The sequence below is a fragment of the Ruegeria sp. E5 genome (genome assembly GCF_056534105.1).
This window is the reverse complement of sequence record NZ_JBQFPA010000002.1, coordinates 431,953-451,095: the sequence shown is the minus strand read 5'-3', so window position 1 is coordinate 451,095 and position 19,143 is coordinate 431,953. Positions and strand designations below refer to the sequence as shown.

Below are 19,143 nucleotides of genomic sequence, written 5' to 3'. Positions count from 1 at the left end.
CCTCACAATATCTCGGGTAGAAGCTCGGATGGGATGTCCTGATAACAAACCGGCCGCAGGAAACGGCGTATCGACAATGTTCCCACGGATGTTGCGCCAAAGTTGGTTGAGGCGGGGTAGGGGCCTCCGTGAACCATGCTATCGCAAACTTCGACCCCGGTCGGAAAGCTGTTGGCCAACAATCGCCCAGCCTTTCGTTCAAGCAGCGGTAGCAGTGCCTGAGCGTCGGGTTTGTCGCCAGCGTCCAGATGTAGTGTGCAGGTCAACTGCCCTTCGATGGCCCGCGCGATCTGTTGCATCTGAGAGCTGTCGTTCACGCGTACGATGATGCCCAATGGTCCGAAGACTTCTTCTTGCAGCTTCCGATTGGCGAGCCAGTCATCACCTGAAACAGTGAACAGGTATGGGGCCGCATCGCGTGACTTGCAGCTTGTGCCGATAATCTTCGATACACCGGTACCAGCAGCTACACGCGAAACTCCGTTTCGGTATGCCTCCGCAATTCCATCGGTCAGCAGGGTCTGCTCGGCCACCGAAGACAGGCCAGCCTCTGCCGCTGCTTGAAACGCGTCAGCATCAGGACCGTCGATGATCACGGCGATACCGGGGTTGGTGCAGAACTGTCCAGCGCCCATGGTTAGGGACGCGGCCCAGCCATTGCCGATTTCAGCACCGCGCGCGGCCGCCGCTTGCGGCAGTATGAACATCGGATTGACTGAACCCAGTTCGCCAAAAAACGGAATGGGTTCATCGCGTTGCGCGCATAAATCGAACAGCGCCCGTCCACCTCCGAGGCTGCCCGTAAAGCCAACCGCCCGGATCAAGGGATGTTGCACCAATCGCGTGCCCACATCCCGTTTGCCACCCTGTACCAATGAAAACACTCCGGGATGAACTCCGGTCGCCTTGATGGCGGCGTCGATGGCCTGCGCCACGATCTCGCCCGTGCCGGGATGGGCCGAATGGCCTTTAACGACAACCGGACATCCTGCGGCCAGTGCCGCGGCGGTATCGCCCCCAGCAACCGAGAAGGCCAATGGGAAGTTCGACGCGCCGAACACCGCAACAGGACCCAGCGGGCGCTGGATCATGCGCAAGTCGGGGCGGGGCAGGGGTGTACGATCCGGCATGGCCGGGTCATGGCGCATGTCCAGATAATTACCCGCTTCGATGTGATCGGCGAAGAGGCGCAGCTGGCCGACGGTACGGCCACGTTCCCCCTGCAGGCGCGCCTCGGGCAAGCCGGTTTCCTGAGTGCCGATTTCGGTGATGGCATCCCCGCGGGCATCAATCTCATCTGCGATCTTGCGCAACAGCGCGGCACGTTCGGTACGAGAGGACCACCCGAAAGTGGCAAATGCCGACTCTGCTGCCTCCACCGCGTTATCAATCATCGCCGCTGTCCCCACAGAAAAGTCATGGCTTGGTCCATGCGCTGGTTCTGACGCAAAAGTGGTGTCTGCGCCGATCCATTCGCCAGCTATCAGGTGTTTTCCGGTCAACATATTCGTTCTCTCTTACAGCAGGCCGCGATGGGCGAGGTTTCGCATCAGGTGTGATGCCCCAAAGGTCCATTCGGGGCATTCCGTCGACAGGCGCACGGTGTTTGTCAGCGCTCCAAGGCGTGTATTGGAGATAGTGACGACATCGCCAATTTTGTGAGTGAACCCACCGCCAGGTGTGTCACGGTCTTGGGTCGGGGCGAACAGGGTGCCAAGGAAAAGCATCAGCCCATCAGGATATTGGTGATGGCGCCCGATAGTCTGCTTCACAAGGTCTGCAGGATCGCGACTGATCTGGGACATAGATGAGCTTCCGTTCAGCACAAATCCATCCGATCCGGTCACGGTCAGCGCAAGTTCAGCCTGGCGTACATCGTCCAGTGTGAACCCATCATCGAACAACCGGATCATCGGTCCGATCGCGCAAGAGGCATTGTTGTCCTTTGCTTTGCTCAGCAATAAAGCCGAACGACCTTCAACGTCACGCAGGTTGACGTCGTTCCCCAGCGTAGCGCCCTTAATCTCGCCCTTAGAAGTAACGGCCAGAACGACTTCGGGCTCGGGGTTGTTCCAGGTCGAAATCGGGTGAAGACCGATTTCTGAACCAAACCCGACCGAAGACAAAACTTGTGCTTTGGAGAACACCTCGGCATCGGGGCCGATCCCGACTTCCAGATACTGGCTCCAGAGGCCTTCAGCGATCAGTGCTTCTTTGACCTCTGCGGCCGCGTCCGATCCAGGTACGATGTTCGAGAGGCTGTCTCCGATCCGGTCTCCGATGCGCGCCCGGATCGCGTCGGCTTTGGCAGGATCACCGGCGGCTTGTTCCTCGATTACGCGTTCGACCATGGACCCGGCAAATGTGACACCACAGGCCTTGACCGCCTGCAGGTCACACGGGGCCAGCCATTGGTGGTCGGCGTCCAAAGGGCCGATATCTTCACCTTGAGCTTTGCGCACATGATCTGCTTCATCGTCGCGTTCCAGAATGTCCCTGACAGTTGGTGCCGTTTTTGACGTGATATCGATAATCCGCCCATTGCGCAGGGTCACCACGCTGGGGCCGATTCCACCGCGCTCAATACGGCCGAGCCACAGCCCGTTCGAATCCAATGTACCTATGGTCATTTTAATTCCTGAGGTTGTAGGCGCGGGCGGCGTTGCCACCCATTATTGCCTGTCGTTCTGCGCTGCTCAGATGTTTCAGCAACATGTCGGTGGTTTCACACCAGCGCTCATAGCTACTGGCCAAGGTGCAAACTGGCCAATCGCTACCCCAGATCAGACGCGATGGACCGAAGGTGTTCAGCAGGTGATCCACGTACGGGCGCAGATCGTCGATCGTCCAGTCTTTAGCAGCCTCAGTCACAAGGCCTGAAAGCTTGCACCATGCAGTTGTATCTCGGGCCAATGCGGTCATGTTGTCGGACCAGTCACCCAAGATTGCGTCTTTGATCAGCGGTTTCGAACCATGGTCGACGACTACACGCATTTTCGGATGGCGTTCCAGAAGTTGTCTGAGCGGGCCCAGATGTTGGGGCAAGGTCAATGCATCGAATGTCAGGTCATGCCGTTGGACAGCCTCGAAAGCTGGAGGCAGCGTGTCGCCGAGCATCCACAGAGGGTCAGCGATGTCCTGTATCATCGGACGAAGACCGACCAGTGCCGGATGGGCGTCTAACGCAGAAATCTGTGAGCCAACATCATCGGCTTCAAAATCAACCCAGCCGACAACACCTTTGATAAACGCATTCTGGTCGGCCAGCGAGAGCATGTATTCCGTCTCAGCCACAGTGGGCGCCGCCTGGACAAGGACTGTGCCATCGATCCCGGCAGCCTTAAGCAGGGGCATTAGATCGTCCGGCGTGAAATCCCGGTAGATCGTGTCCAGATCGGGCGTCAGCCAGCCATAGTCGCAGCGCGCCAAAGCCCAGAAATGCTGATGCGCGTCGATCCTCATGCGATCACACCCTTTTTCAGGATGATGTTGCCATAAAGCCTGCGTTCGCCCGTTTGAACGATGGCAAACGCGTTGGCCGCACGCTCGTAGAATGCAAACCGTTCCAAGCCCTGAACTTTGGCCGGGTTGTCGGCGGTCGTGTCGATGATGCGTTGAAAGTCCGCGACTGCGTCGGGAACCGCCTCTGCGTCGCCGACAACCTGCATGGTCAACGCCGGATCAGGAACGAACGTATCCAAAGGCATCACAGAAAGTACGGCCTTCAACATTTCACTGGCTGTAGACCCATCGGCCCTGATGCAGTCTGGTCCCATGCTGGTGCCCGGAAAATTCGCATCTGCGATAACAATCTCATCCCCGTGGCCCATGGCCCTGAGGGTGAAAAGCAACTCCGGCGACAGGATCGGATCGATGTTACGCAGCATCTGCAGTCTCGCTTGGCAGAGGCGCATCCGGTCGGATCAGACCTTCGGATCGTAGGTCCGCCCACAGGCCCGGGGGAATGTCACGCTCCATCAATGCCACATTGGATTGGACTTCGGATGCGTTTACGGCTCCGGGAACTACTGTTTTGACGCAAGGATGACCCAGAACAAATTGCAGTGCTGCAGCAATCAACGGAGTGTCGTGCGCCGCGCAAACGGCTTCGATTTTGCGAACCCGGTCCAGAATGTCTTCGGGCGCGTCAGCATAATTGTACTTGGCGCCGGGCACTGCTCCGGTCGCGAGAATGCCTGAATTGTAAGGTCCTCCGAGGATGATCCCGACATCGCGCTGCTCGCAGAGTGGCAGGAAACTGTCGAGGGCCTCTTGTTCAAGCAATGTATAGCGCCCAGCCAAAAGGAACCCGTCGAAGTCGCCCAGCCCAAGAAGTTTCTCGCAAACCTGCCATTCGTTTACACCTGCGCCGATTGCTGCGATTTCACCCGCATCGCGCAGCTCGGTCAAAGCCTTGTAACCTCCGCCATCAAACAGTTCACGCACCTTGGCGTCCGAAACCTCTTGGCTGCCTTGGCTGAAGACACAGACATCATGGACCAGAAGAATGTCAGAATTGGCGACGCCGATCCTGTTGCGGCTTGCCTCGTAAGACCGCATTACGCCGTCATAGGTATAGTCAAACACGATCCGTTTCTGCGGTACATCGACGAAAGCTTCGGGCGTTACTTCATGCGGTTCGCAATCCAGTAACAGGCGACCGATCTTGGTTGAAAGCTGGATGTTTTCGCGCCCGAACCGACCAATCGCCTGCCCAAACCGATGCTCTGATCGGCCAAGCCCGTATTGCGGCGCTGTGTCGAAAAAACGGATGCCTGCGTCATAGGCGGTCTGCAATGCCGCCTGCGCGTCCTCGTCCGAGACATTTCGGTACAGGTTCCCCAATGGTGCCCCACCGAACCCCATGCGGGTCAGGGGAACGGGCCGCGTGGTCCGGTTGTTCAGTAATTCTGTTTGGGAAACGGTCATCCTGCCTCGCTATTCAGCTGTGGGGTGAGGTTGAACAGATGCGGCTTCAGTTGCTCCAACTGCTCAATGCGCGGCATCAACTGCCCGAGGTGGGCGCGCATAGCGACCTGCGCGGCCTGTTCGTCGCGATTGCTGATTGCCTCGAAAATGGCCCTGTGTTCTGCCAGTGTTTCAGCGATCCGGCCAGGGGTGGGCAGCAATAGCATGCGTGCGCGACTGACCTGTAAGGAAACGGTTTGGGCAACGTCGGCGAGGCGGCGGAAGCCTGTAAATTCCATCAGAAGACTGTGGAACTCTTCATCAGCCTGATAAAAGCCTGGGATATCATCATCCATAATCAACAGTTCCTGCAGACGCATGTTGCGGCTTAACCTTTTACGCTGAACGTCGGTTATGTCGCGCGCGACTTTGGCGACAGTTGCAAGTTCAAGCGCTTCACGCAGGAATACGCCTTCGCGGATCTCGTCCATCGAAAAGTAGGATACGCGAGTGCCTGATTGCGGCACTACATCCACCAGACCTTCCGAGGCCAAACGCGCGATCGCATCGGCCACAGGTGCGCGCGACACACCCAATCTTTCACACACAGGTGCCTTCCTGAGGTTCGCTCCGGGTGGGAAATCCAGTGAGAGAATCGCCTGCTTCAATGAGTGGTGAACCCGCTGAGCGAGCGGTCCTTCGATCGTTGTGATCTCGGGCAAAAGTTCGGCATCAATATCTTGGTGTTTGTTCATACTGCATAAGTTAGCATTCTAACATGTTAGTTGACAAGTAGAGATATTGGATTTAGCAACATTGACCAAGCAAGTGGAGAAGAGATGCGAGCGAACGGCAGCATAAACGTTTTGGAAGAGGCGGCTCGCGATGTCGTGAAGCTAAATCCGCAGGACAACATCGTTATTGCTTTGCGTGACTTGCAAGCGGGTGAGCAGCCGGCACATGTTCCCGTGCAATTGGCTGCGCCCGTTACCCGCGGTCACAAGCTTGCCGTGTCATCAATCCAAACTGGCGAGAATATTGTCCGCTACGGTCAGATCATCGGGCAGGCCAGATGCGATATAGCGCCTGGCGAACATATCCATGTGCACAACCTTGGCATGGGGGCGCATCAGCAGGATTATGCGCATGCCAGCGCCAACACCCCGCTGCCTGTTTTGACTGAAAAGCGTACATTCGACGGATACCATCGATCTGACGGTAAAGTGGGAACCCGAAACTACATCGGGATTCTAACCACCGTGAACTGCTCGGGTTCAGTAGCGCGTTTTATCGCCGACGCAGCGGAAAAGACCGGGTTGTTGGAAAGCTATCCCAATGTTGACGGTGTGGTCCCGATTGTGCACGGGACCGGATGTGGAATGTCCAGCAAGGATGAGGGCTATGCTACCCTGTTTCGGACGTTGGCCGGCTATGCACAGCATCCGAATTTCGGGGGTATTCTGCTGATCGGTCTGGGCTGCGAAGTCATGCAGGTGGCAGATCTTGTCGGCGGTCGACCAATCCGCGCTGACGGTGCGCTGCGTTACATGACCATTCAGAACGAGGGCGGAACACGCCGCACTATCGAACGGGGGCTGGCGGAGTTGCGCGGCATCGCCCATCTGGCCAATCAAGCCGAACGCGCTCCGGCTCCGATCAGTGCCATCACGGTCGGTATGCAATGCGGCGGCTCGGACGGGTATTCTGGGATAACCGCGAACCCGGCGCTGGGGTATGCGTCGGATTTACTTGTGCGCCATGGAGGAACAACGATCCTGTCGGAAACCTCGGAAATCTACGGTGCCGAACACCTGCTGACCCGGCGGGCCGAGACTGTTGAGGTGGGTGAAAAACTGATCGAACGCATCCACTGGTGGGAGGACTACACGGCCCGAAACGGCGGTGAGATGGACAACAACCCAAGCCCAGGCAACAAGCGCGGGGGGCTCACAACCATTCTTGAGAAATCGCTTGGTGCCGTAGCTAAGGGAGGCACCGCGCCACTGCGAGACGTCTACAAATTCGGTGAGATGATCGACAAGAGCGGGTTTGTCTTCATGGACAGTCCCGGTTTTGATCCGTGTTCGGTCACCGGGCAAGTCGCTTCGGGTGCGAACCTGATCGTGTTTACCACCGGGCGCGGTTCGGTGTCTGGATATCAGCCAACGCCATGCATCAAGCTGGCCACCAATTCCGAAATGTATGCCCGCATGGCCGAGGATATGGATCTGAACTGCGGTGACATCGTGACAGACGGGATCAGCATCGAGAGCAAGGGCGAAGAACTGTTCGAAATACTGATCCGTGTCGCCTCAGGCAAGAAAACCAAAAGCGAGGAACTTGGATTTGGGGGCGTTGAATTCGTCCCCTGGCAAATTGGTGCGGTGATGTAAACCGCGTTGGCCCAAGGGGAGAGGGGCAAATGGGAGGCAATAAAAATAGACTGGTCGAAATGACGGGGATTGATAAGTTTTTCCCCGGCGTGCACGCGCTGAAATCCGTGCAATTCGATCTTGAACCGGGTGAAGTTCACGCGCTGATGGGCGAGAACGGTGCCGGCAAAAGTACGTTGATGAAAATCCTGTCGGGTATTTATCAACGTGACGGCGGGACCTTGAAGATCGAAGGGCGCGAAGTCAGCCCGACAACCCCGCGCGAGGCGCAGGATCTAGGTATAGGGATCATCCATCAGGAATTGAGCCTGATGAACGACCTGACCGTAGCCCAGAACATTTTTATCGGACGCGAACCGCGTAAGAGCTTTGGCCGTTTGGACGAGGCGGCGCTGAATGCGCAGACTGCCGAAATCTTTGCTTCGATGAACCTCAGCCTTGATCCCAAGGCGTTGGTTGGCAGCCTGACCATCGCAAAACAGCAAATGGTCGAGATCGCCAAGGCACTGTCCTTTCGGTCCAAGGTGCTCATCATGGACGAGCCAACAGCGGCCCTGAATGACGCCGAGATTGCTGAGCTGTTCGTGATCATCCGCCGCCTCAAGGCTGAAGGTGTAGGCATCGTTTACATTAGCCACAAGATGGACGAGCTGAAGCAGATCTCGGATCGCGTGACGGTTATGCGCGATGGGGAATATGTCGGAACAGTTGGGGCTGCTGAAACCCCGATCAGCCAGATCATCGCCATGATGGTGGGCCGAGAGGTCAAGGAAGAACCGCTGGACGTGCCCGATCTGGGTGATGCGGAGATGTCTCTGCAGATCACCGGGCTGAGCCGGAGCAACGAAATTCAGGACGTCAGTTTCTCGGTCCAAAAGGGTGAAATTCTGGGCTTCGCCGGTCTTATGGGCGCAGGTCGCACCGAGGTCGCGCGCGCCATATTTGGGGCCGACCCCAAGGATAGCGGAGAAATCCGGGTACATGGTCAGGTGGTGTCGATCAAATCACCCACCGACGCCGTCAAAGCGGGGATTGGATACCTGTCCGAGGACCGAAAGCACTTCGGTCTCGCCACTAGTATGAATGTACGCGACAACATCGCGCTTGCCTCGATGGACCTATTCACCGGCGCAGGCGGGGTTCTGCACGATGGTGAAATCAGCGACACCGCCAAAAGCTACATCCAGCAATTGGGCATTAGAACGCCATCGGATGTGCAGGAGGTTCGCCTACTGTCAGGCGGCAATCAGCAGAAAGTTGTCATCGCCAAATGGCTGCTGCGCGACTGCGATATTCTGATCTTTGACGAACCGACCCGCGGTATCGACGTCGGCGCGAAATCCGAGATTTACAAGTTGCTGGAAGAACTGGCAGGGCAGGGCAAGACGATCATCGTGATCTCGTCTGAACTGCCCGAAATCATGCGCCTCAGCCATCGCATCGCCGTGATGTGCGAAGGGCGGCTGACCGGCATTTTGCCCGGCGGAAAAGACACAACTCAGGAAGACATCATGCATCTGGCCACGCAACGTGCGGCGGCGATGCAGGTAACAGGGACAGTCCAATGACCACAGCAACCGACATCGAAAAGAAAAAGCCACTATCGGGCCTCGCGGACAGTGGCGCCTATCAAAAGCTGTTGGCCTTTGCCAGTTTGATCGTCCTGCTGATCGGATTTTCTATTGCGTCGCCGAATTTCATGCAGACATCGAACATGATCGCCATTCTGCAGGCGACATCAGTGAATGGCGTTCTGGCCGTCGCCGCGACGCTGGTCATTATCACCGGCGGGATCGACCTTTCAGTCGGAACACTGATGACCTTCTGTGCTGTGATCGCCGGGGTGGTCCTGACATATCTCGGCATGCCCTTGCTGTTGGGTGTGGCCGCAGCCATTGCGGCGGGCGCATTTTGCGGACTTTGCTCGGGCACTTTCGTAGCGAAAATGAAAATTCCGCCATTCATTGCGACGCTTGGAATGATGTTGATCCTCAAAGGCCTGTCGCTGGTGATCTCGGGCACGCGACCAATCTACTTCAATGATACGCCGGGCTTCGATCTGATTTCGCGCGGGTCGCTGATCGGAGAGGTTTTCCCGTCGCTGCCCATCCCCAATGGGGTCTTGATCCTGTTCCTGGTTGCCATCGCGGCCTCGTACATTCTGGGGCGCACGGTTCTAGGCCGGTACACCTTTGCACTTGGCTCAAATGAGGAAGCAGTGCGCTTGTCCGGCGTGAACACCGACATGTGGAAGATGCGCATTTACGCTCTGGCCGGCGCGATCTGCGGCATCGCCGGAATCCTCATCGCCTCGCGCCTGAATTCCGCACAACCGGCATTGGGACTGGGTTACGAGCTGGAGGCGATCGCAGCTGTGGTGATCGGCGGCACCTCCTTGTCCGGTGGACGCGGGACGATCCTGGGTACGCTGATCGGTGCGCTTATCATGGCCGTGCTGACCAACGGATTGCGCGTGCTGTCCGTTGCGCAGGAATGGCAGACCGTTGTGACCGGCGCAATCATCATCCTGGCCGTCTATGCCGATATGGCACGGCGCAAGAAATCGGGATGACCTAGCAGCTAATTCAAAGACCAAAACGACCAACTGGAGGAGAAAACATGTTATCACGTCGTTTCATTCTGGGTGCGCTGAGTGCAGCCACCCTGGCAGGACCCGCCTCGATGGCGGCAGCCGAAGAGATCTACATCCCGCTGGTATCCAAAGGCTTCCAGCATCAGTTCTGGCAGGCCGTGAAGTCGGGTGCGGAGCAGGCGGCTGACGAATTTGATGTCACCATCACATTCGAAGGCCCGGACAATGAGACCATGGTGGACCGTCAGATCGACATGCTGGCTGCCGCTCTGGCCAATAATCCAAAGGCAATCGGTTTTGCCGCGCTGGACAGCCAGGCTGCTATCCCGCTTTTGAAACAGGCCAACAAAAAGGGCATTCCGATCATCGCCTTCGACAGTGGTGTTGATAGCGATATTCCGCTTTCAACCGCGACAACGGACAACCTGGCGGCAGCAGGGTTGGCAGCAGACAAGATGGCTGAAAAAATCGGGGGCAAAGGGAAGGTTGCTGTTGTCGCCCATGACCAGACAAGCCGCACAGGTATTGATCGTCGCGACGGTTTCGTCAATCGCATGGCTGAGAAGTATCCGGATATTGAAGTTGTCACGGTTCAGTACGGCCAGGGCGACCACCTGAAATCGACCGAAGTCACCAAGGCGATCCTGACGGCTAACCCTGATCTAAATGGTATCTTTGGCACCAACGAAGGCTCAGCTATTGGTGTTGTAAACGGTGTTCAGGAGCTGGGCACCGAGGGTTTGGTGATCATCGGTTATGACAGTGGCAAGGCCCAGAAAGACGCAATCAAGAGCGGTCTGATGGCGGGTGCGATCACGCAAAACCCTGTGGGCATCGGCTATGAGACTGTGAAAGCAGCGGTTGCGGCTCTGAATGGGGAAGAGGTTCCAGGTCTGATCGACACAGGCTTCTACTACTACGATGCCTCGAATATTGACGACCCGAAGATCTCGGCCGTTCTGTACGACTAAAAGTACTTATTAACACTGTCCGGCCTGCCTTTTTGGTGGGCCGGACAACCAATGTTCATCGTTCAGGTGAATTATGTCAGTTTTTGCGGGGCAACGGCGTTTGGGTCGCAACACCGGTCTGTCGCTGCTCTGCGCATGTCCTTGGTGCGTCGATGATGGGTTTAAGCCTAATTAGCAGAAATTTTGGCAAATTGATTTAATACTCGAAGTCTGGACATAAGCTAACCTGTTGCAGACGATTAACTTTTCAGCTTTCAATCAGCAAGCTCTATACACCAATATGTTACAAGCTATTGACCATCGACGAATGCGCCACCAGCGCGGGAGTGGTTCGCGGTATCGCCGCGTCGAAGGCAAGTTCGTGATCTCTTACAATGGCGATTAGTCAGGTCTGAAAGGCGTGACGAAATCCCAAACTGCTGTAAACAAATGCATGAATCGCTATCAATCTAAATACCCCTGCCGATATGGGAATATCTGGAATGCAGGATGCATGCCCGCTTCTACGATGTCTGGTTTGTGATGGCGGTACAGGCTGCGCCAATGAGGTTGGATCGTCACTCTCTCAACACCGTCCTGCAAAGCGATGTCTCTAGAACAACGCTCAGGTTACAAACCGTCGGCCTGACCAGCGGTTTCTCAACCAAGCGAAGGCATGCGTGAGGGTGTGATCGGGCCGACGAAATTGAAATTCGCGAACCATATCGTTCTTGTGGCTGAGTTCTCTTGGCTCGATGGTCTCAATTTCCACCCACAATGCCCCAAGTTTTTTTGTGAGTAGTTTTGCAAAAGGGCGCATATATCTTGCCAGAATGACATTTTCGCAGGAATGGTTCCCGATGACTAAGATCACTCCAGAATTGCTTGAACAAATCCGTGCCCGATTTGCGCAGGTCGACCACTGCCCGCAGCAGGGACCGCGTATTTTCTTTGAAAACGCGGGTGGCGCGCTGACGCTGAATTCGGTTGTGGGCACCTCGCAGGCTTATGCTGCGATCCCTGACAATCAGGGCCGCGACAACCCGGGAAGTCACGAACTGGTGCGGGTAATCAACAAGGCCAAAGAAGATATGGCCGTGTTCATGAACGCCCCCGGTGGCCAGTTCTTTGTCGGCGAAAGCGGGACCGAGCTGCTGTTTCGTTTGATAATGAACGCCTGTCTGGGCACAGGCACCGGTCGGGTGCTTGGCACAACGCTGGAACATCCCGCGACCCGAAGCGCTTGCGCGCGTTGGGCCGGGGTGGCCGGGCAAGTTCATGTTCTGGTGGTCCATGACGACGCCACAGGCACCGTCACCGCAGATGCTTATGCGGCGCAGGTAACGCCGGACACAAAGGTTGCGACTATCGTGCACACCTCGCCGGTGACCGGTATGGGCGTGGATGTAGCGGCTGTGGCTGCCGAGATCCGCGCCGTTGCGCCCAATTGCTTCATCATAATCGACGGTATCCAGCACGCCGCGCATGGCCGGATCGACCTGACCGCCTATGATGTCGATGGCTATGTGATCTCGCCTTACAAGGTGTTCTCGCGCCATGGTTACGGGGTGGCCTGGATTTCTGACCGGCTGACCAAGCTGCCACATAACAGCTTGATCGACGGCCCCGCCGACAATTGGGAAATGGGGACGCGTGATACCGGCTCTTACGCTACAATGTCTGACGTAATCAGCTATTTCGAATGGCTGGGCGCACAGGTCAGCGACGCCACCGACCGGCGCGCAAAATTCGTCGCTGCCGGAGAGGCGATCCATGAGCAGGAAAAAGCGCTGACTGATGCGATGATCCGCGGAACCGGCAACCTGCCTGGGCTGGCCGAGATGGAGAAGGTGACCATTCTGGGCGGTGTCGATAACCCTGCACGCGAGGGGCTGGTGTCACTGCAGGTCGAGGGCGTGCCGTCGGTCGATGTGGTCAAGCAACTGAACGAACAAGGCATCCGTACGCATTTGCGCAAGGCCGATCACTACTCGGGCAACATCTTGACACCGCTTGGCATGGACAGCTGCGTGCGTGTTTCGATGTGCCACTACAACAGCGTCGCCGAAGTGGCCCAGTTTCTGGGTGCAATGAAAACCATCGCCGCCTGAGGCATTTGAGAGGGGAAGCACATGAAAACGCATGCACAAGCGGTTGTAATCGGCGGTGGCCTAGCCGGCTGTTCAATTCTGTATCATCTCGCCAAGTTGGGTTGGACCGATGTGGTCCTGCTAGAGCGGGACGAACTGACCAGCGGCTCGACCTGGCACGCGGCGGCCAACATTCATGGGCTGCATGACAACAACAATATCACCCGCATCCAGCACTATACGATGAATCTATATAAAGAGCTGGAACAGGAAACCGGTCAGAGCTGCGGCGTGTTCCAGCCCGGCTCGCTCTATTTAGCGCAAACCGAAGAACGCGAGCATCAGCTGCGCCTACAGGAAGCCAAGGCTAAATTCTATGGTTTGAACTTCCACGAGGTCAGTCGCGAGCAGGCCAAGGAACTGCACCCGCTGGCGCAGTTCGACGATATCCGCTGCATCATGTATGAACCCGATGGCGGCAATGTGGATCCCTCGGGCGTGCCCCACGCCTATGCTGCCGGTGCCCGCGCCATGGGAGCAACCATAGAACGGTTCTGTCCGGTACTAGGTACGGATCAGCAACCCGACGGGTCTTGGATCGTGCGTACCGCAAAGGGCGATATTCACACGCAATGGGTGGTGAATGCCGCTGGTCTTTGGGGCCGCGAAGTTGCGGCGCTGGCGGGGCTGACTCTGCCGTTGCAACCGACCGAGCACCAGTATTTCGTGACTGAATCCATCGAAGAAGTTGCCAATCTGGGCCGTCGCCTTCCGTCAATTGCAGACCGGGATGGCGAGTACTATTTCCGTCAGGAAGGCAACGGATTGCTCATCGGGGCCTATGAGAAGGACATGAAGTTCTGGGCCGAGGACGGTACGCCGCTGGACTTTGCCCATGACCTGTTCCCCGACGATTTGGATCGGATCATGGAAAACGTGATCCGCGCTACCGAACGTGTGCCAGTTGCCGCCACCGCAGGGGTCAAACGGGTGATCAACGGGCCGATGATCTGGTCTCCGGACTCCAGCGCCTTGTGGGGTCCGGTGCCCGAACTGAAGAACTATTTCCTCTGCGGCGGACTGATCCCGGGTTTCTCGCAATCGGGTGGTCTGGGCCTGCTGGCGGCGCAGTGGATGATCGAGGGCGAGCCGCAATACGACATGTTTGCATGGGATCTGGCCCGCTTCGGCGACTGGGCCGACAAAAAATTCACCAAGGCACGGGTTGAGGACCAGTATACCCACCGTTTTGCCATCCACTTCCCGAACGAGGAGCGTAGTGCAGGTCGCCCCGCCCGAGTCCGCCCTGCCTTTGAAATGCAGAAAGACATGGGCTGTGTCTTTGGTCTGAACTGCGGCTGGGAGCATCCCCTATGGTTCGCCGATCAGCCCGGCGTGCAGGAAACCAACGGCTTCACACGCCAGAACTGGTGGGAGCCGGTGGGACGTGAGGTACAGATGCTGCGGGAGAATGTGGGCGTCATCGACATATCAAATTTTGCGAACTACATCATCAAAGGACCCGGTGCGCAAGATTGGCTGGATCACTTGGTCGCCAACCGCGTACCGACCGTGATCGGGCGGTCTTGCCTGACGCCGCTGATCTCTGTCCGTGGCGGCGTGGCTGGAGATTTCACCATAACCAAGGTGGCCGATGACGAATACATGATGATCGGATCGGGCATGGCCGAGCGCTATCATAAACGCTTTTTCAACATGATCGACCTGCCAAAGGACACAACCTTCGAAGTCGCCACCGACCGCATAGCAGGGTTCAACGTCGCCGGTCCGAAAGCGCGTGACCTGCTGCAGCGGCTGACCAATGCAGACCTGTCGAACGAGGCGTTCCGCTTTATGCGCTCGGCCACAATCGAGGTTGCAGGTGTCACCTGTCTGGCCATCCGCGTCAGCTTTACCGGCGATCTAGGGTGGGAGTTGCACTGCGCCGAAGAAGATCAGACCCGCCTGTACGCTGCGCTGCTGGATGCGGCCAAGCTGCTGGATGGCGGTCCCGTTGGCGGCCGCGCGCTGGGGTCGTTGCGGATCGAAAAAGGTTATGGCTCATGGGGCCGTGAGTATTCGCAGGAATACTGGCCGCAAGAGGTCGGGCTGGCGGGCCTGATCAAGCTGGACAAGGATTTCCTGCACAAGGATGCGTATCTGTCGGTCAAGGACAACGCCGCGCGCGAAGTGCTGTCAATCTTCGAGGTCGAAGTCTCCGAGGATGCCGACGCTACCGGCGGTGAGCCGATTTTTACCCCGGATGGTACCCCGGTTGGCCGCGTGACATCCGGTGCATACGGCTATTCGGTCGGCAAATCGCTAGCGCTTGGCTATATAAACCCTGGGTTCGCGCAACCTGGTGATACGGTCGAAGTGTTCATCCTTGGCAAGCCCCATAAAGCGAAAATCCTGTCCGAGCCTCCTTTTGACCCGGATGGAAACCGCCTGCGTGATGTTAAACCGGCACTGGAAGGGGCTGCCTGAGAAGCCCCGTTGCAGGTCAGCGGTTCATGCTGGCGGCGGCGTTTAGCAGCCAGTCCTGAAACAGCCTGACCGACGGTGAAACGGGTTTTTCCTTGAGACGCACGAAATAGGCCCAGGGGCTGTCCAAATCGAATTCGAACGGTTCGATCAGCAGCCCCCGGTCCACATAAGACCCGGCCAAAGAGCGGGGCAGAGCGACGCAGCCCAACGACTTCGCCGCCATCTCCATTGCCAGATTTGAAGCGTTGGTCCGCAGCCCTTCCTTCTGGTTCAGGTCTGCCAGATCAAAATGGCGTGCGACCCGTTCCCAATAAGCTGGACGACCCAGAATATGGATCAGAGGTGCCTCTTGCAGTTGCGCCGGATCGGTCAGCTGCGCGCCATTGACTGTGAATTCGGGCGCGCACACGACCGCAAGCTTTTCGGCCCACAGCTGCCGCGCGCCCACCGTCACATCGTCAATATGATTGACCGTTATCGAAATGTCCGAGACGTTCGGCTCGACATCAATCCAGACGGTGCCGTGTACCGTCAGGTCGATATCCGGGTGCTGGTCGCTAAAGCCCCGGATTACGTCCGGTAGCCAATTCTCGGCCAGGCTGACCGGGCAAGACACGACGACTTTGCGGGTGTGTGACCGCTGGATGACCGATTGTGTGGCCACGTCAATCTCATGCAGAGCATGCCGCACTGAAGGCAGATACGCCTCGCCCACGTCGGTCAGCGACAATGACCGGGCATGGCGCACGAACAGAGGCCGCTGCAAAAACTCTTCGAGCGAACGCACATGGTTGCTGACGGCGGATTGGGTGCAGTTCAGCTCATCTGCCGCGCTGGTAAAGCTGAGGTACCGGGCGGCGGCCTCGAAGGAGCGCAGGAAGATCAGGTGGGGCAGGTTCATCATGGCGATAGGTTCCTGGGCGAGCGGGTAGGTGGTGCGCCGGGAATTCTGTTTCGCGGCGGGAATTGATCTGGTTCATATGCTACAATGGAGCGGAGCCAAAGCTACAAATTTTCCGGGGCCATTGCCCTCGTATTGTTTTCGTGCTGCGATGGGCAAACACACTTAGGTTTTGGCCGAACCCGAAACCTCATCTGTAGGGCATCGTGACCAACACATTTCAAACTATCGCAAAGTTTGCGCTAAATCGAAGGGTGCAGGATTTCCCCGACAGCGCGCTCGAAGCAGCGGCACTGATGCTGCTGGACACGATGGGGATCACCATCGGGTCCGGACCGATGCAGGCCGGTCAGATCGCGCGTGACAGCGCAGTGGCGCTTTACGGTGCGGGCGATCCGGGCCTCAGCGCACGGATGCTGTTCGATGGCCGCAAGGTTAGCGTTGCCGGCGCGGCTTATGCCGCTGCGACTCAGACCGATAATCTGGATGGCCATGACGGCTATAACCCCACCAAGGGCCATATCGGTGTTGCCGTTGTGCCGGTTCTGGCGGCTTTGGCGGAAACGGTCGCGGATTTTTCCGGCCCCGAGGCGTTGGCGACCGTAACTATTGGATACGAAATCGCCGGGCGCGCCGGGATTTCGTTGCATGACACAGTCAGCGACTACCACACTTCCGGCGCATGGAACGCGTTGGGAGTTGTGGCCGTTGCCGCCCGTCTGCGCGGGCTGAGCGCGGAACAGATGCGGCAGGCCATGGGCATCGCCGAATATCACGGGCCGCGCAGTCAAATGATGCGCGAGATTGCCAACCCCACCATGCTGCATGACGGCTCGGGCTGGGGCGCGCTGGTGGGTGTATCCTCGGCAGTGCTCGCCGAGAAGGGATTTACCGGCGCGCCGGCGATCACAATAGAGGCGGATGAGGTCGCGCATCACTGGCGGGATCTGGGCAGCTTCTGGCAGATGGAACATCAATATGTGAAGCCCTATCCGATCTGTCGTTGGGCCCATGCAGCGATCGACGCCACCAGGGCGCTGATGCGTGAATATGGCCTGTCTCATCAGGACATTGCCGCGATTCAGGTGAACACTTTCCACGAAAGTGCCTGCCTGTTTCAGGGTATGCCGGATGACACTTCGAAGGCGCAGTATTCGCTGCCCTTCGCTGTGGCGACGATGGTGGCGCACGGCCGTATCGGGGTCGAGCATATCACCGGCGCGGGCCTCTCCGATCCGCTGGTCGCGGCGATTGTCGACCGTATCTCGGTGGCCGAGACCGCGCGCCATTCCGACCGCTTTCCTCAAAGTCGCGTTGCTGATGTCGTCATGACCTTGACGGATGGGCGGGAACTGGCGTCGGGCGACGTCCACGCGCGCGGCGGGCCCGAGGCACCCATGGACCGTGACGAAGTGATTGCCAAGTTCATGGAGTTCGCCACTCCACCGCTGGGGGTCAGCCGTGCCGCCGCCATACGCGACGCGGTTCTGGGGTTGCAGTCGCCGGACGCCAAATTCTCGGATCTCGGCGCGCTGATTTATGACGCCGCTGACAACCGCTGAAATCAGGACAACAAAAATGCCGCTAAGGCTGCTGAAATACGGGCTATCCGCCGACTACCCTGTCACCGGAGACATTCCGGCCACGCCAGAGCTTAAATCCAGTTACGATGTGGTCATCGTAGGTGGTGGCGGCCACGGACTGGCCTGTGCCCACTACCTATCAAAGTATCACGGCATCACCAATGTGGCTGTGCTGGAAAAGGGTTATCTGGCGGGCGGCAACACCGCGCGGAACACCACTACCATCCGCTCGAACTACATCACCAAAGAGGGCATCGCGTTCTACAAGGAAGGTGTGCAGCTTTACGGGGAGATGAGCGAAGAGCTGGATTTCAACGTCATGTTCAGCCAGCGCGGTCAACTGACGCTGGCCCATACCGAGGCGACGCTACGCTCGTTCCATCTGCGGGCCGAGATGGGTAAACACGCGGGCACCCGGATCGAGGTCGTTGATGCGCAGACGGTCAAGGAACTGTCCCCGCATCTGAATATGGATGAGGGCGGGCCGCTGGAAATCATCGGCGGTTTGTGGCACGCCGATGGAGGCACTGCGCGGCATGATGCGGTGGCCTGGGGCTATGCAGCGCAAGCCAGTAGGCGCGGGGTGGAAATTCATCAACGTACCGAGGTTGAAGGGTTCGACACTGCCGGTGGCAAGATCACAAAAGTGCGCACCAATCGCGGTGATATCAGTGCCGGTCAGGTGATGATTGCTGTCGGGGGCATGAACTACGACATGGCGATGAAAGCCGGGGTAGAATTGCCGATCCGTTGCTATCCGTTGCAGGCGATGGTTACGCAGCCGCTGAAACCGTGGCTGCACACGCTGGTCAGCTCGGTCAGCCTGCACACCTATCTGGTGCAGTCTTCGCGAGGCGAGATCGTGATCGGCGGTGGCTCGGACCCTTATCAGCTGTATTCCACCCGCTCGACACTGGACATGAAAGAACATCTGGCCGAAGGCGCGGTACATTTGTTCCCGTTCCTGCACGGGGTGCGTCTGCTGCGACAATGGGCCGGGATTACCGACATGACGCCCGATTACTCACCCATCATGGGTGCCAGCCCATTGTCCAACCTATGGCTAGATTGCGGTTGGGGCACTTGGGGGTTCAAAGCCACTCCGGTGGCGGGCAAGTACATGGCGCAGTCCATCGCCAACCAGAAGGTCGCGCCGATACTCGAACCCTTCACAATGGAGCGTTTCGCCACCTTTGATCTGCTCAATGAAATGGGCGCAACTGCCGCGAGCCACTGAC

At 57.7% G+C, this 19,143-nt stretch carries 15 protein-coding genes; 8 read left to right on the top strand and 7 right to left on the bottom strand.

All coding sequences use genetic code 11. The features are described 5' to 3' along the window. Positions 1-2 precede the first annotated feature (2 nt). The 6 genes from ACR0BI_RS10230 to ACR0BI_RS10205 are packed head-to-tail and all read right to left on the bottom strand — an operon-like array spanning position 3 to position 5,663. Positions 3-1,505, bottom strand: coding sequence for an aldehyde dehydrogenase (NADP(+)) (locus ACR0BI_RS10230; RefSeq protein ID WP_170663551.1), 1,503 nt, complete (start codon positions 1,503-1,505; stop codon positions 3-5). Between the two features lie 12 nt (positions 1,506-1,517). Then, positions 1,518-2,630 carry a fumarylacetoacetate hydrolase family protein gene (locus ACR0BI_RS10225; protein ID WP_480562144.1) on the bottom strand — a complete coding sequence of 371 codons (1,113 nt, stop codon included), beginning with the start codon at positions 2,628-2,630 and terminating at the stop codon, positions 1,518-1,520. 1 nt (position 2,631) lies between these two features. After that, a complete protein-coding gene (locus ACR0BI_RS10220) occupies positions 2,632-3,462 on the bottom strand; it encodes an amidohydrolase family protein (protein ID WP_170394149.1) in 831 nt (276 codons plus the stop codon). Continuing rightward, complete coding sequence (locus tag ACR0BI_RS10215; RefSeq protein ID WP_170394147.1) at positions 3,459-3,887, bottom strand: RbsD/FucU domain-containing protein; 429 nt, start codon at positions 3,885-3,887, stop codon at positions 3,459-3,461. Before ACR0BI_RS10215 ends, ACR0BI_RS10220 begins: the two co-directional genes overlap by 4 nt. Continuing rightward, the gene (locus tag ACR0BI_RS10210; RefSeq protein WP_480562146.1) at positions 3,877-4,929 is read right to left on the bottom strand and encodes an aldo/keto reductase; all 1,053 of its coding nucleotides are present in this window, start codon (positions 4,927-4,929) and stop codon (positions 3,877-3,879) included. Before ACR0BI_RS10210 ends, ACR0BI_RS10215 begins: the two co-directional genes overlap by 11 nt. Next, complete coding sequence (locus ACR0BI_RS10205; protein WP_170394143.1) at positions 4,926-5,663, bottom strand: GntR family transcriptional regulator; 738 nt, start codon at positions 5,661-5,663, stop codon at positions 4,926-4,928. Before ACR0BI_RS10205 ends, ACR0BI_RS10210 begins: the two co-directional genes overlap by 4 nt. An 84-nt stretch (positions 5,664-5,747) precedes the next feature. On the opposite strand from ACR0BI_RS10205, the gene ACR0BI_RS10200 reads away from it, so the two are divergent. The 6 genes from ACR0BI_RS10200 to ACR0BI_RS10175 all read left to right on the top strand — a co-directional run bounded on the left by ACR0BI_RS10200 (position 5,748) and on the right by ACR0BI_RS10175 (position 15,421). Next, complete coding sequence (locus tag ACR0BI_RS10200; protein ID WP_480562148.1) at positions 5,748-7,301, top strand: UxaA family hydrolase; 1,554 nt, start codon at positions 5,748-5,750, stop codon at positions 7,299-7,301. A 29-nt stretch (positions 7,302-7,330) separates the two neighbouring features. Next, positions 7,331-8,869 (top strand): sugar ABC transporter ATP-binding protein, encoded by a 1,539-nt coding sequence (locus tag ACR0BI_RS10195; protein WP_255612237.1) that lies wholly within the window; start codon positions 7,331-7,333, stop codon positions 8,867-8,869. Next, positions 8,866-9,873 (top strand): ABC transporter permease, encoded by a 1,008-nt coding sequence (locus tag ACR0BI_RS10190; protein WP_170423121.1) that lies wholly within the window; start codon positions 8,866-8,868, stop codon positions 9,871-9,873. Before ACR0BI_RS10195 ends, ACR0BI_RS10190 begins: the two co-directional genes overlap by 4 nt. A 47-nt stretch (positions 9,874-9,920) precedes the next feature. Next, positions 9,921-10,865, top strand: a complete 945-nt coding sequence (locus ACR0BI_RS10185) for an ABC transporter substrate-binding protein (RefSeq protein WP_170423123.1) — start codon at positions 9,921-9,923, stop codon at positions 10,863-10,865. Positions 10,866-11,704: 839 nt separating this feature from the next. Further along, the gene (locus ACR0BI_RS10180; protein WP_480562151.1) at positions 11,705-12,955 is read left to right on the top strand and encodes an aminotransferase class V-fold PLP-dependent enzyme; all 1,251 of its coding nucleotides are present in this window, start codon (positions 11,705-11,707) and stop codon (positions 12,953-12,955) included. 21 nt (positions 12,956-12,976) lie between these two features. Further along, positions 12,977-15,421, top strand: a complete 2,445-nt coding sequence (locus ACR0BI_RS10175; protein ID WP_480562153.1) for a GcvT family protein — start codon at positions 12,977-12,979, stop codon at positions 15,419-15,421. 16 nt (positions 15,422-15,437) lie between these two features. On the opposite strand, the gene ACR0BI_RS10170 is transcribed toward ACR0BI_RS10175, so the two are convergent. Next, positions 15,438-16,325: a LysR substrate-binding domain-containing protein gene (locus tag ACR0BI_RS10170; protein ID WP_170423129.1), complete on the bottom strand. Its 888-nt coding sequence runs from the start codon at positions 16,323-16,325 to the stop codon at positions 15,438-15,440. A gap of 203 nt (positions 16,326-16,528) precedes the next feature. Between ACR0BI_RS10170 and ACR0BI_RS10165 the strand changes: the two genes are divergently transcribed. Both ACR0BI_RS10165 and ACR0BI_RS10160 read left to right on the top strand, forming a co-directional pair. Continuing rightward, the gene (locus ACR0BI_RS10165; protein ID WP_170394129.1) at positions 16,529-17,884 is read left to right on the top strand and encodes an MmgE/PrpD family protein; all 1,356 of its coding nucleotides are present in this window, start codon (positions 16,529-16,531) and stop codon (positions 17,882-17,884) included. 16 nt (positions 17,885-17,900) lie between these two features. Then, positions 17,901-19,142, top strand: a complete 1,242-nt coding sequence (locus tag ACR0BI_RS10160; protein ID WP_170394127.1) for an FAD-dependent oxidoreductase — start codon at positions 17,901-17,903, stop codon at positions 19,140-19,142. Position 19,143: the final 1 nt, after the last annotated feature.